The sequence below is a fragment of the Halobacteriovorax sp. genome, assembly GCF_048381875.1.
In the GTDB taxonomy this organism is placed as follows: domain Bacteria; phylum Bdellovibrionota; class Bacteriovoracia; order Bacteriovoracales; family Bacteriovoracaceae; genus Halobacteriovorax_A; species Halobacteriovorax_A vibrionivorans.
The window spans coordinates 523,762-536,150 of sequence record NZ_JBLXBP010000003.1; the positions used below are offsets into that span (position 1 = coordinate 523,762).

14 protein-coding genes are annotated in these 12,389 nt (G+C 36.1%); 7 read left to right on the forward strand and 7 right to left on the reverse strand.

What is annotated here, in order from left to right; all coding sequences use genetic code 11:
* Positions 1-105: 105 nt before the first annotated feature.
* The 3 genes from ACN5L8_RS10950 to ACN5L8_RS10960 all read left to right on the forward strand — a co-directional run bounded on the left by ACN5L8_RS10950 (position 106) and on the right by ACN5L8_RS10960 (position 2,498).
* Positions 106-417 carry a winged helix-turn-helix domain-containing protein gene (locus ACN5L8_RS10950; protein WP_114705427.1) on the forward strand — a complete coding sequence of 104 codons (312 nt, stop codon included), beginning with the start codon at positions 106-108 and terminating at the stop codon, positions 415-417.
* A gap of 75 nt (positions 418-492) precedes the next feature.
* Positions 493-1,500 (forward strand): putative zinc-binding metallopeptidase, encoded by a 1,008-nt coding sequence (locus ACN5L8_RS10955; protein WP_334678100.1) that lies wholly within the window; start codon positions 493-495, stop codon positions 1,498-1,500.
* A complete protein-coding gene (locus ACN5L8_RS10960; RefSeq protein ID WP_419173037.1) occupies positions 1,497-2,498 on the forward strand; it encodes a D-alanine--D-alanine ligase family protein in 1,002 nt (333 codons plus the stop codon). The genes ACN5L8_RS10955 and ACN5L8_RS10960 overlap by 4 nt, the downstream gene beginning before the upstream one ends.
* Here ACN5L8_RS10960 and rlmN (ACN5L8_RS10965) read toward each other — a convergent pair.
* Positions 2,495-3,541: a 23S rRNA (adenine(2503)-C(2))-methyltransferase RlmN gene (rlmN, locus tag ACN5L8_RS10965; RefSeq protein WP_419173038.1), complete on the reverse strand. Its 1,047-nt coding sequence runs from the start codon at positions 3,539-3,541 to the stop codon at positions 2,495-2,497. The two genes, ACN5L8_RS10960 and rlmN (ACN5L8_RS10965), sit on opposite strands and share 4 nt — an antisense overlap.
* 51 nt (positions 3,542-3,592) lie before the next feature.
* Here rlmN (ACN5L8_RS10965) and ACN5L8_RS10970 point away from each other — a divergent pair, with 51 nt between their 5' ends.
* Positions 3,593-4,366, forward strand: coding sequence for a dienelactone hydrolase family protein (locus tag ACN5L8_RS10970; protein WP_114705423.1), 774 nt, complete (start codon positions 3,593-3,595; stop codon positions 4,364-4,366).
* A gap of 34 nt (positions 4,367-4,400) precedes the next feature.
* Here the strand turns inward: ACN5L8_RS10970 and ACN5L8_RS10975 are convergent, their stop codons facing one another.
* Positions 4,401-5,654: a hypothetical protein gene (locus tag ACN5L8_RS10975; RefSeq protein WP_419173039.1), complete on the reverse strand. Its 1,254-nt coding sequence runs from the start codon at positions 5,652-5,654 to the stop codon at positions 4,401-4,403.
* 133 nt (positions 5,655-5,787) lie between these two features.
* Between ACN5L8_RS10975 and ACN5L8_RS10980 the strand changes: the two genes are divergently transcribed.
* Positions 5,788-6,165 (forward strand): thiol-disulfide oxidoreductase DCC family protein, encoded by a 378-nt coding sequence (locus ACN5L8_RS10980; protein WP_419173040.1) that lies wholly within the window; start codon positions 5,788-5,790, stop codon positions 6,163-6,165.
* Here the strand turns inward: ACN5L8_RS10980 and rlmN (ACN5L8_RS10985) are convergent.
* A complete protein-coding gene (gene rlmN / locus ACN5L8_RS10985; protein ID WP_419173184.1) occupies positions 6,145-7,197 on the reverse strand; it encodes a 23S rRNA (adenine(2503)-C(2))-methyltransferase RlmN in 1,053 nt (350 codons plus the stop codon). The two genes, ACN5L8_RS10980 and rlmN (ACN5L8_RS10985), sit on opposite strands and share 21 nt — an antisense overlap.
* Positions 7,197-7,556, reverse strand: a complete 360-nt coding sequence (locus ACN5L8_RS10990) for a hypothetical protein (RefSeq protein WP_114705419.1) — start codon at positions 7,554-7,556, stop codon at positions 7,197-7,199. Before ACN5L8_RS10990 ends, rlmN (ACN5L8_RS10985) begins: the two co-directional genes overlap by 1 nt.
* A gap of 102 nt (positions 7,557-7,658) precedes the next feature.
* On the opposite strand from ACN5L8_RS10990, the gene ACN5L8_RS10995 reads away from it, so the two are divergent.
* Entirely contained in the window at positions 7,659-8,009 is a 351-nt protein-coding gene (locus ACN5L8_RS10995; protein ID WP_419173041.1) for a Kazal-type serine protease inhibitor family protein, read from the forward strand.
* Between the two features lie 170 nt (positions 8,010-8,179).
* Positions 8,180-9,766: a HAMP domain-containing methyl-accepting chemotaxis protein gene (locus tag ACN5L8_RS11000; protein WP_419173042.1), complete on the forward strand. Its 1,587-nt coding sequence runs from the start codon at positions 8,180-8,182 to the stop codon at positions 9,764-9,766.
* A gap of 38 nt (positions 9,767-9,804) precedes the next feature.
* Here ACN5L8_RS11000 and ACN5L8_RS11005 read toward each other — a convergent pair whose 3' ends face one another.
* Genes ACN5L8_RS11005 through ACN5L8_RS11015 form a run of 3 tightly spaced genes read right to left on the reverse strand, consistent with a single transcriptional unit; the run spans position 9,805 to position 12,387 of the window.
* Positions 9,805-10,605: an ABC transporter permease gene (locus ACN5L8_RS11005; RefSeq protein WP_419173043.1), complete on the reverse strand. Its 801-nt coding sequence runs from the start codon at positions 10,603-10,605 to the stop codon at positions 9,805-9,807.
* Complete coding sequence (locus ACN5L8_RS11010) at positions 10,605-11,402, reverse strand: ABC transporter permease (RefSeq protein ID WP_419173044.1); 798 nt, start codon at positions 11,400-11,402, stop codon at positions 10,605-10,607. The genes ACN5L8_RS11005 and ACN5L8_RS11010 overlap by 1 nt, the downstream gene beginning before the upstream one ends.
* Positions 11,395-12,387 (reverse strand): ABC transporter ATP-binding protein, encoded by a 993-nt coding sequence (locus ACN5L8_RS11015; RefSeq protein WP_419173045.1) that lies wholly within the window; start codon positions 12,385-12,387, stop codon positions 11,395-11,397. Before ACN5L8_RS11015 ends, ACN5L8_RS11010 begins: the two co-directional genes overlap by 8 nt.
* Positions 12,388-12,389 lie beyond the last annotated feature (2 nt).

Consider the following 12,389-nt stretch of genomic DNA (forward strand, 5'->3'; position numbering starts at 1 on the left):
ATATTTCTATGATTAGGATAATTGTTTAGACATTTCCTATCTATAAGTTGTTAATTTTTTCGCCTCCCATTAACCTAATTTATTGAAGGGGGAGGAGTTAAAAATATGACATTTATTATCCAGAATGATTGGGTAGGATTTAGAAACCTGAGGATTAACCACAAAGAGGAGAAGGTTTATGTTGGAGATAATGAGGTAGCTTTAACAAAAACAGAGTATAAGGTTCTCTACTTTTTAATCTCAGGGGGAAAGAGAATTTACAAATTAGAAGAATTAGTAATGGGAGCGTGGGGACCTGTCGTTGTGACCAATAAAACGATAAATACGCATCTCTCTCATATTCGAGCAAAGATCGAGGGAGTCGACTTTAAGCTCAAGATTAATCGTAACGGCCAAGTCTGTATTAATGACTTATAAATAATTCATGCCAAGGCTTTTCTTCTTTAATTTCTTCCAGTTACAGCTATAATCGGCCCTTAACTGGAAGAGCAAATGAAGAAACTAAATTTAGAAAATTCTAATCAAAGAGATATATTGGGGGCCCAATTATGGGAACTCGATATCTCATTTGATAAGAGTATTTTTTCAAATTGTTTAGATCAGCTAAATCAGGAATTAGAAAATAAGAATTTATTAGTTCGACCAAAGGTTTGGCTTAGTGATGATTGGTTTTGTCCTGATTCTATCTCTGGAATTGCGATACCATTTACTCTAATGCACCCACGTTTAATAGCATTAGAAAGACAGTACATCGGTCATGTCGAAGGTGAAACTCGTGACTGGTTTATGAAGCTTATGCGACACGAATGTGGGCATGTTATGGATAATGCCTACTTTTTAAAAGACGAGCAAAGAAGAAAGAGTATCTTTGGTGATCATGATAAACGTTATCCAAATTCATATACTCCTAAAGTTTTCTCTAAGAATTATGTATATCACTTAGAAGATCATTATGCTCAGGCCCATCCTGAGGAAGACTTTGCAGAAACATTTGCAACCTGGCTAACTCCAAGATCAAATTGGAGAAATATATATGAAAACTGGCCAGCTCTAACAAAGCTTAAATACGTTGATTCTCAAATGAAGAGTTTACGCGGTAAGAAGCCAAATGTCGTTTGTTATAAAGAAGTCGACTCGATAGAGGAGAGCACCTTAACTGTAGCAGAGTATCTTCAGCTTAAGAAGAAGAGACTACGTAAGCAGTCTTTAACGAGACGAAGTCTTAAGCATATTGAGTCATACTTAAATGATAATTCAACAACTGGAACAGATTTAAGAGTTGTTCTAAAAAATAATCGCCAGAAGTTAATTAGAAACATCGCCTTGAAGACTAATACATATCAATATAAAATAGATTCTGTTGTTAAAGATTTGGAGAATATCACTTCAGTTAAGAAGCTATATATTCCAAATGAAAGAGGAACTCAAAACTTAGAAAAACTTTTGCTAAGTCATACTAAAAAGTTTTTCACTGAGGGCCGCGACAGGATTATCATGTGAGTAAAAAGAAAGTTCTCGTACTTGTCCATTCAGATCTAATTCCACCTCAAGATATTTCTAAGGAGGAGGAAGCACGGGAAGAGTTTGAATATAAGCCTTGGATTACTGAATACAATGTTATTAAGACTTTAAAGAATCTTGGTCATAACGTAAAAGTCGTAGGTCTTTATTCTGACTTAATGCCTCTTAGAGAGGCCATCGATGAATTCAAACCAAATATTGTTTTTAATCTACTTGAGGAATTCAATGGTAACGTTCTCTTTGATCAAAATGTGGTTTCCTACTTAGAGCTACTTAAGGTTAAGTATACAGGTAATAATCCAAGAGGCTTAATGATTGCACGTGACAAGGCAATGGCCAAGAAGCTTCTTTCATATCACCGAATAAAAACACCACAATTTCAAGTCTTTAAAAATCGTAAAAAAACGAAGCTTTCTAAGAAGTTGAAGTTCCCACTAATCGTTAAGTGCTTATACCAAGATGCTTCATTAGGAATTAGTGGAGCTTCAATTGTAAAAAGTGAAGAGAAGGCACTTGAACGTATTAAGTATCTCATGGATAAATACGAAGAAGAGGTCATTGTTGAAGAATTTATCGAAGGTCGTGAATTCTTTGTGGGAGTTATCGGTAATAAACGATTAACGATTCTACCAATTCTTGAACTTCGTTTTAACAAAGTTGATAAGCCTGAACTTGAACTCTATTCAGAGAAGGCCAAATGGAATATGAAGTATCGCAAATCAAAAGGTATCGATATTGAGTTAGCAGATATTCCTAAAGAAGTTAAAGAGCGAATAATAAAAATCTGTAAGCGAACATATAAAGTTCTTGAGTTAAATGGCTATGCTAGGATTGATTTACGTGTTGATGAAAATGGGATCCCATATATTATTGAGGCCAATCCAAATCCAAATATCGCGATGAAAGATGAGTTTGCGATGGCTGCAGAGTCAGCTGGGATAAGCTATAAAAAGTTAATAACGAAACTAGTTAATTAGTTTGAGTTAGGAAGATTGAGCTTTTCGTACTGAGTCTTTAATTGTCCACAAGCTGCTAAAATATCATCGCCCTTTGTTTCTCGTACCGTACAGGTTAGTCCCGCTGCTTGTAGTGATCTTTGAAACCATTCAATGTGTTCATCACTTGGTCTCTTGAACTTACTTTCTGGGTACTCATTAAAAGGGATAATATTAATTTTTGATTCTTTTTTAGGCAGATTTTCAATGAGGCCATCAATATCTTCTTGAGTATCATTTAGATCTTTAATGAGTAAGTACTCGTACATGATACGTCGAGAGTTTTTAACAGGAATTGTTTTCAATGCCTCAAGTAGGCCATCAACTTGGTAGCGCTTATTAATTGGCATAAGCTCAGAGCGTAGGTTATTTCTAATTGCATGTAGTGAAATGGCAACATTCACATCCGGTAGCTCTTCCCATTGCTTAATCTTGGGTACTAATCCTGATGTTGAGATAGTTACCTTGTGCTTACTAAGGGCAATTCCTAAAGGATCAGTTAAGAGGTAGCAGGCCTTTTTAACATTTTCAAAATTATGAAGAGGCTCACCTTGGCCCATAAAAACAATATTTGAGATTTGATAATCTTTATCTACATTCTCGCGCATCCAGCTTGATACAGTTAAGTATTGACCGACAATTTCAGCTGTCGTCAGATGTCTTGTAAGGCCCTGGGTGGCAGTATGACAAAAGGTGCAGCCAATTGCACAGCCAACTTGTGATGAGATACAAAGAGTTGATCGTAGTCGCTTGTCATTTTCACTTTCGATCAAAACAGCTTCAATTGAATTCTTATCTTTAAGACCTAGGAGAAACTTTCTCGTCCCATCTTTTGACAGGCCTTGCCATAATACTTTGAGTAAAGAAAGGTCATATTCCTTAGCTTTTTCACGTACCACTCTTGGCGCATGCTCCCATGTATCAGGGTTGAAATTTAACTTTTTATAGACCCACTTTCCCATGATTTTTGCTTCATCATATGGGAAAATTTCTAAAGTTAAATTATATAAGCTATCTTTTGTCATAATGCATAATTAACCAATTGCATTGGGCCAGTCAATCTTTAAGGAGGAATAATGCGAATTTTACTACCTATTTTGTTCTTATTCAGCTTTGTAAGCTGTTCATCAGTCACAACGAAAGATGTTGACTACCAAGTAGGAGAACAGAATTTCAAAGGTTATATGGCACTTAATGGAAGCGCTGATGATAAGCGCCCTGGTATTGTTGTTGTTCATGAATGGTGGGGGCATAATGATTATGCCAGAAAGAGGGCCGATCAATTAGCTGATCTTGGCTATAATGCTATTGCTCTTGATATGTATGGTGATGGAAAAACTGCTGAGCATCCAAAAGATGCGATGAAATTCTCAAAGCAGGCTTTTAGCAACCCTAAATTGTTAAAGGCAAAGTTTAATGCTGCGGTAGAACTTTTAAAGAAGCAAGAAAGTGTCGACCCTGAAAGAATAGGTGCAATTGGATATTGCTTTGGTGGGGCAGTAGTTCTTTTTAATGCAACTCAAGGAGCAGATCTAAAAGCAGTGGTTTCATTTCATGGATCTCTAGGTGGAATAAAGACAGTAAAAAAGGGATCAACAGCTAAATTACTTGTAATTAATGGTGCCGATGACCCACTTGTTTCAAAAGAAGATATAAAGAGCTTTAAGAATGTTATTAGAGATTCGAAACTTTCCATGAAGTTTGTGAACCTTCCAGGTGCCACTCATGCCTTTACTAATCCTGCTGCGACAGAAAAAGGAAAGAAGTTTAACTTACCGTTAGCTTATAATGAAAAAGCGGATAAAGAATCTTGGGAGATGATGAGAGAGTTTTTACAAAATACACTTTAAATAAAAAAGGCCGTCTTATTGACGGCCTTTTTACTTATAGACATGAATTTAATTTCTTAAAGTTTAAATCAGTGTGATAACCATTTAGACTTAAATCATCAAAGCTTAGTGCTCTTGTTAGCTCATCATTATAATTAACAGCTTTCCAATTTATTGCTACAGGATTTTCACAATCAAGAGCAACATTTTCAATATCAATGATCGATAAGAACTTATTCTTCATTGGAAGTTTAACCTTACATGCTTGGAAGCTACCTGTGTCTCCAACTGAAGCACATAGAGCTGGCTTTTGAGTTTCAAGAACTAATAGATCTCCATCTTTTCTAAAAATTGTGATATCTTTTGATGAAGATTCAAAAGTTGAACCATTATTTACAAGCGCTTCTTGAATCAAGTTAGTTAGAGCATTTCGCTTGTGAGTATCATGGTGTAGGTTACAGTCAGCTGGAGTTGAAGGGTTGAACTTTGTTTGACATGCAAAGTTTTCAGCAAGAGCAACACCGTCTCTTTCACTTACTTTTGCACCGAAATCAGCATCACCTTCAATCTTTCCATGAAGCATACCAGCTACTTTACCATCTACAATTACTGGAGCACCAGTTGAGTTCCAGTCGATTGCACAATTAGAAAGAACAAAGTTCTTAGAATCTTTTGTTCCGTTAATTGTAGTAAGTAGTGAATTTGTAATACCTTTACATTCTTTCTTTGCTCGAGTGTACTTTCCTTCTGAGAGTGCGTAATTTGTTGTTCCACCTCTTGAGAATGAAGTTATTTCAAAAGTTTTATTCTTATCTCCAAACTTAACACCATCAAATGTTGTTTCTAGGAATCCAACATTACTTTTTTGTTTTGTATTAACTAGAACAATTTCAGAATATCTTTGGTTCTCAATTGAGTCACATGTGTAAGTGAAACCTTTTAAATCCTTGAAAGCAATTTGCTTACATGCAGATGCCATCCAGTCTCCAAATGATTGATCTCTTTCTTGTCTTGGAAGACATTTCTTTGCTGTAGCAACTAAGTTATCACCAACAAAGAACGATGCACATGTTTGAAGTCGCCCACGATTTAATTTACCCATCAGTAAGACTTCATCTATACATCCATCTTTTGAATATCGATCACATACAAAAGGTGCTTCATTTAGAGCTGATGCAATTGAAACTCCACCAAGGCCTTGGCTATTTAATGTTGGGCCAGTGTTGTCGTATAGGGAAGAGCGATCACCACAAGAAGTGAGACCAGCTAAGGTAAATACAAGTGTTGTTAGAAGTAGGGCGTTCTTCATAAATTCTCTCTCAAATATTTGATTAATGTTGGCCAAAATCTAGCATAAGAAAGATGAACTATGTATCAGTATGTGTCTCAATATAATTTTTACAATTTAGATTATTGAATGACTTTAGTGTAAGATATAAACCATGAATATCGTCTTTCTCGATGGTAAGTGCTTGATTTGTAATGGCATCATCAAATTTATTTATCGAATTGATCGCAAGAAACGGATCAAATTCTGTCATCTCCAAGATGAGAAGGCGCTAAATTATCTAGAACAAGATTTCGTTAAGAATTTATCAACTGTCGTTTTCTATCAAGATGGTAAGATTTCAACGAAGTCTGATGCGGCCATTAATATCATGGTGACGCTGGGTCATACATATTTTAAACTCTTTCGTTTTATCCCGCGTTTCATTCGTGATGGAATTTATCAGTTTATAGCAAAGAATCGTTATGTGATTGGGGAAGAACTTGATGTCTGTCCTATTCCTGAAGCTGGCTTAGCAGAGCGCTTCCTCTAGCTCTTCAGATGTAAGCTGGCCACATGCCGCCAGGATGTCATCTCCTTTAGTCGTTCTTATTTTTGCATGAAAACCAAGCTCCATTAGGCCAACCTTAAATTCTTCAACAGATTCCATCAGTGGTCTTTTATAAGGGGCACCAGGAAATTCATTAAATGGAATGAGATTGAAGATAACAGGCATTCCTTTTAAAAGCTCTGCAATCTTTTCTAAGTGCTTCTTACTATGATTTAAGTCCTTGATAACAAGGTACTCGAAAGTAAGGTATTGTCGCTTCATAAGTTTAAGGCCTTTTAATTCCTCAATTAGTTTTTCAATAGGGTAGGCCTTATTTAATGGAATAAGTTCACTTCTTTCATCATTAAATGGTGAGTGGAAGCTAAGAGCAAAGTTGATACTACCTAATTCCTTAAAGCGTTTTATCCCTGGTAAATAGCCTGCTGTTGAAAGAGTGATTTGTCTTGGACCTAGGCCCATACCTTCATTTATCCTCAGGATTGAAATTGCCTGTGCTACTTCTTCAATATTATGAAGTGGTTCACCTTGGCCCATAAAGACAATATTAGGAGCCGCTTGATGGCCATTAAACTTTTCTTTAATGAAGTTATACGCTTGAATATATTGAAGAATGATCTCTTTTTCTTTAAGGGAGCGAGTAAGTCCCTGTGTTCCTGTAAAACAGAATGAGCACTTCATTGAGCAACCAACTTGAGAAGATAGGCATAGAGTGTACTTCTTTTGAAAGGGGACACAAACGGTTTCAACTGTGCGTCCATCGCTAAGCTTAAAAAGTAACTTAATGGTCTTATCATCAATAGACTCTTGAACTTTTGCTATTTCAAGAAAATCAAAAATAAAGTTTTCTTCTAAAAGAGGGTAGAGCTTCTTTGGTAAGCCTTCAATTTCGTGAAACGACTTCTTACTGTGTTTATAAACTTGAGTATAAATTGTTTGAGCATGGACTTTTGTAAACCCATGCTCAATTACAAAGGACTCTAGTTGTGAAAGTGGGAGGCTAAAGAATGACTTTATTAGAGCATCCCCATCTTTCGGGCCTGTTCCATCATTTGTTCACGCTGTTCTGGTGTCATATTTTGAACCATCTCTTGCATCTTCTGCATTTCTTCAGGTGACATTTGAGACATCATCTCTTGTGCCTTTGCATACATATCTTCTTGATTCTCAAACTTCTCCATTGAGAAGATGATTTTTTCTGGGCCAATTTCACTACCGATCATCTTTTTTTCACGAAGTTCATCGAGAACTTTATTTAGACTAAGACCTTTTGAATCTGCGATTTCATACATTTTCTCTGTTGGTAGAGAAACCTTCTTTTGAGGGAAACCATTGGCACTTAAATTTTTGATAATTTGATCAATAAAGTTTTCCATGTACTTATCCTTTTTCTAGTCGTTTAGGGCACTATTATTAACATGATGCGCATGAAATTCCAAGATTAAGGCCATTTGAAGCCTTTGTGTTATAATTTATTTATGAAAATAATATCTCTTTTTTTAATTTTATCTCAGTTTCAAATATATGCTCTTCTTTGTTCAAAAGATTACCTTCCGGTTTGTGCCAATGGAGTTACTTATACAAATGCTTGTATGGCAGAGTCTTCAGGAGCAACTGATATAAAGAATGGTGCTTGTGAAGTTGTTGAAAAAAAGAAAAATAAGCCTTCTCATGTTTCTCCGCCTAAACCATCTACTTGTGTATGTCCTATGATTTGGAAACCTGTTTGTGGTGTTGATGGAAAAACTTATGGTAGCTCATGTAATGCTCGATGCAAGGGGATTCCAATTAAGCATCAAGGGGCCTGTGACAAGATAGAATCTCACTAGATTTTTTTATTTATAAAAGGCCATTATTTAACTTAGAAGGTTAACAGCTAAACTTGCAGGGTTAACAGTTCATTTTTTAGGGGTTAACAGTTGAATTAAGGTTAACTATAGAAACAAAGCTTAAGTCACTGATCTTATTGCCCGATAGTTGCGTTAACTAGGGGTGATAAATGAACAAAAGTTTTAAGTTTAAATTAATTTTACTATGTGTCTTTTTATCAATTGTTAGTATTTCGATCAGTACTGTTTCCTATTTTGGAATCTCAAAATTGAGCGATGAGTCTCATGAATTTAGTCGCGATATTATTCCACGCAGTATTCTTCTCAACGAAATGGATGTTAGTTATCAGAAAACAAGAATTGCTGTTCGTACATTAGGACTTGAGAATAATACCGCTTCAGAAAATGAGGCTGCGATCAACTCCACTCTTGAGATGATTGCAAAATACGATAATGCCGCCAAGAAACTAAAGTCAAAAGTCCACGATGAAAAAGAAAAAGAGATCTTTAATAATCTTGAAAAAGAGTGGATTAATTTTAAAGCGGTTGGTGCTAGAGCTATTGAGTTGGCAAAAGACGGAAGTGTTAAAGCGAGAAAAGAATTATTAAAGATCTTTCATGTACATTGTCCAGAGGCCGCTGAAAGCTATCAAGTCGCCCTGGATCTTTACACTAAAGAGATTTCTCAAGAAGTCGTAACGTCTGCGGCCGCATTTAATCAGACTGTAAGCTCTCTTAATTATACACTTCTCGTTGTATCTATTGTTGGAGTGATTCTAGGTCTTAGTGCCGGTGTTATTTACGCTAATAAGATTTCTTTACGCATTAGAGAAACTCTTGAGCGTTTAACAAAGAGCTCAAACTTTATGACTAAAAGTGCAAATAATATTTCACTTACGTCAAATAATCTAACATCCTCTTCTCGAAACCAAGACCTTTCTCTACAAGAGTCTTCTGCGGCAATCGAGCAAGTAAGTTCTATGATAAAGGTGACTTCAAATAATGCTCAAGAGTCGACCGAACTTGCAAAAGAGAGTTTAGAGAAAGCTGCTTTTGGACAGAAGATCGTTAAGAAAATGATTGATTCAATGAATGGAATAGATAGCGATATTGTCGAGATGGTTGAGGAGTTGGGTTCAAATACAGAAAAGATGCAGCAGATTATTAGTCTAATTGAAAAAATTGAAGAAAGAACACAGGTTATTAATGATATTGTTTTTCAAACAAAACTTCTTTCTTTTAATGCATCAGTAGAAGCTGCAAGGGCAGGAGAGTCTGGTAAAGGTTTCTCAGTGGTTGCCGAAGAAGTCGGTAAGCTTGCTGAGATGAGTGGACACGCTTCTGTTGATATCTCTGAAATGGTTAGTTCAAGTGTGAAGGAAGTTAATCGTATGATTACTGAATCTAATGAAACACTTAACTCACTTGTTTCAAAAGTTAGAGATAGTGTTAACTCTGGAACTAAGGTTGCGGGAGAATGTGGTGATATTCTAGAGAGTATTGTTGAAAGTGTTGATGATGTAACAAAGGCCATCAACGAGATTTCAACGGCTACTTTTGAACAAGCAAAAGGTATTGAAGAGCTTCAAAGTTCTATCTCAAGTATTGATCTGTCTTCAAGATCTAATACAGGTATTGCTGAGGAAGCGTCTAAAGTTGCTGGAAAACTTTTAAATGAAGTTGTTCACGTTAATAAATCAATTGATGAAATTGAAACTGCCATACTTGGCGATGAAGCGGCCCCCAAAGCTGCCTGAAATAATCTGGCCTCAAGTTTATGAGTACTCTTCCTTTGTCACGAAGAGGCTGAATCATAGACTTGTAGGCCTTTTTCCCAAAGAATCTTTAAAACAAACCAAAAGGTTATCGTTGCTCCTACCATGAACAGAAGGTAGTGCCACTTACTCATATCTAGTAGGAAGCGTACTGGTGCAGAGCCAATTAGCAGAATTGGAATAAAGAAAGAAAAAACTCTCTTTGTCATTGTTCCATAGATTAGATCTGGCCAACGAGATAATTGTTGCATCTGCATTCTAAAGAAATTTATTCCAACACCCTCTACAAGCCAAAACATTGCACAACTTATAACGAATTCAATAACTGCTAGTAGTGTTAATGATAGGATAAGTAATGGGGGCACAAGAAGCCATTGTATTAAAGTAAAGCCGTTGGCATTAGCATAGTAGCAAAATATAGAGATCGCTGGAATCAATGTCGGAAGAGATGACGGGCGTACATAGCGAAAGAAGACACTGAAAATTGAGTTGAGAGGTCGCAGGATTGTATAGTCGAGCTGACCAGATTTTAGATCATCACTAAAGCGCCAAAAGTTTTGACTAAAGATAATCATATGAAAGCAATCCATTAAAAGCATATATGTCAAAAATAACATGAACTCATTTCTGTTCCAGCCTTTCACTTGATCAACGTGATCAAAGATAAAGTCTAGTGTGAAATATGCTGAAGCAAAGAAAAAGAGATCCATAAAGATCATGAGAACAAAGCTAGTACGAAAACTCATTGCTACTGAAGTACTTGTCGAGACAAACTTTGAATAAACGCTTAAGTAGTGCTTACATTCGTTTTTAAAACTCATTACATCCCCGCTGCCGTATAAAGTTTAATTCCACGTTTCCAGACTAATGTACAGATTACGCTAACACCTATAAGCCAAGGACTTAATACGCTAAAGAACGTTGAGTAACTAACTGGCTCTCCCATAAAGACTTTTATCGGGTAGTAGGTTAGATAAGGGAATGGTGTGTACATGAGAATTTCTCTAAAGAAGTCTGGATAGAGTTCTAAAGGAATAATTGCTCCGGATAAAAATACTGTGATCATTTGAAGCATAACCCTTAAGATCCATGTCTCTTCAAGCCAGAAGGCCATAACCCCAGTTAGGTATTGTAGAGAAAACCAGAATAGACTTACAAAGAGGCAAACGGCAACTCCATTTAAAAGAGTTATAAAGTCTATATTTGGTAGGATTCCAACAAGAGAAAAGAAGAATATTGCAAAACCTGTGACACATAATTGAATCATTTGAAATCCAATGAATGATGCCGTGTGGAACTCCCAGAAGTTAAAAGGGTAGATGAGATAAGTTGATATTCTTCCCATTCTAATATCAAGTGCTAGGTTTAGAGCAGTGTGGCCTTGTGCAAGTTGTGAGACAACAAAGGCCCATACGTGGTAAGTTAACATTGCACTAAGAGTATAGCCTTTAATAGTATCAAGACCTGTACTTTCAAAAATTGCCGTCCAAAGATTGTATTTAATAAATAGGAAGACAATAGCAGGTCCAATAATTTGTAAAAAGAAGTTTAGGCGATATGCCGTATACTTCACTACGGAAATTTTAATTGTTTGCCACCACTTAATAAGATTAGACATTACTTAAGATCTCCGGATTCGCCATAATCTTTTTCATTACTTTTTCAATAGGAAGCTTTTCTGTATGAAAATCGATAACTGGATATTTAGAAAGAATTGCAGCGGATAATTGTGATAGCTCCTCTTTATCTACTCTCAATTCAACACTTGTATTGTGATCAAAGAAATCACAATCTAGCTTAGTCCAAAACTCTTCATTGCTATCAATTGATTTATCAAAGCTAAAGTAAACAGACTTCTTGTCACCAAGAATTCTCTCCAAATTCATTAGAGGCCCATCGTATGCTTTTTGCCCCTTTGAAATAAGAACAAGGTCCTTACAAAGAGCTTGTACATCGGCCATATAATGCGATGTTAAAATAATCGATAGGTCATTTTTTGCGTGATACTCTTTTAAGAAGTTTCTCATATTTTCTTGGGCCACAAGATCAAGTCCAATAGTTGGTTCATCGAGAAATAAAACTTCTGGTTCATGTAAAAGAGAGGCCATTAGTTCAAGCTTCATACGCTCACCGAGAGAAAGCTTTCTTACGTGAATATGAAAAAGTTCCGTTACATCGAGAAGCTCTCCCATATAGCCAAGTTTTTTCTTAAACATATCATCTGGTATTTCATAATATTTTTGAAGTAACTTAAATGAGTCCATGGCCGGAATATCCCACCATAGTTGCGACTTTTGTCCCATAACAAGGGCTATTTTCTTACGGAATTCTTTATCTCTTTGCCACGGCTTATAACCTGCAATTGAAACCTCTCCATCAGAGGGAACGATGATTCCAGTTAACATTTTCATAAGAGTTGTTTTACCGGCACCGTTTGGACCTAAGAGACCTTTGATCTCACCCTTTTCGACTTTGAAGCTGAAGTCTTTTACTGCATATTTTGTAATGGGGCTTCTGTTAAAGAAAGATTTTACACTACCTTTAAAACCTTCTTCTTTCTTGTAACTTACAAATTTCTTTGTGAGGCCATTTGTTTCAATCATAT

Coding starts and splice junctions, on each gene's coding strand:
- ACN5L8_RS10975 (WP_419173039.1), bottom strand. CDS start 5,654: ATGAAGAACGCCCTACTTCTAACAACACTTGTATTTACCTTAGCTGGT.
- ACN5L8_RS10980 (WP_419173040.1), top strand. CDS start 5,788: ATGAATATCGTCTTTCTCGATGGTAAGTGCTTGATTTGTAATGGCATC.
- ACN5L8_RS10970 (WP_114705423.1), top strand. CDS start 3,593: ATGCGAATTTTACTACCTATTTTGTTCTTATTCAGCTTTGTAAGCTGT.
- ACN5L8_RS10990 (WP_114705419.1), bottom strand. CDS start 7,556: ATGGAAAACTTTATTGATCAAATTATCAAAAATTTAAGTGCCAATGGT.
- ACN5L8_RS10995 (WP_419173041.1), top strand. CDS start 7,659: ATGAAAATAATATCTCTTTTTTTAATTTTATCTCAGTTTCAAATATAT.
- ACN5L8_RS10955 (WP_334678100.1), top strand. CDS start 493: ATGAAGAAACTAAATTTAGAAAATTCTAATCAAAGAGATATATTGGGG.
- ACN5L8_RS11010 (WP_419173044.1), bottom strand. CDS start 11,402: ATGTCTAATCTTATTAAGTGGTGGCAAACAATTAAAATTTCCGTAGTG.
- ACN5L8_RS11000 (WP_419173042.1), top strand. CDS start 8,180: ATGAACAAAAGTTTTAAGTTTAAATTAATTTTACTATGTGTCTTTTTA.
- ACN5L8_RS11005 (WP_419173043.1), bottom strand. CDS start 10,605: ATGAGTTTTAAAAACGAATGTAAGCACTACTTAAGCGTTTATTCAAAG.
- ACN5L8_RS11015 (WP_419173045.1), bottom strand. CDS start 12,387: ATGATTGAAACAAATGGCCTCACAAAGAAATTTGTAAGTTACAAGAAA.
- ACN5L8_RS10950 (WP_114705427.1), top strand. CDS start 106: ATGACATTTATTATCCAGAATGATTGGGTAGGATTTAGAAACCTGAGG.
- rlmN (WP_419173038.1), bottom strand. CDS start 3,541: ATGACAAAAGATAGCTTATATAATTTAACTTTAGAAATTTTCCCATAT.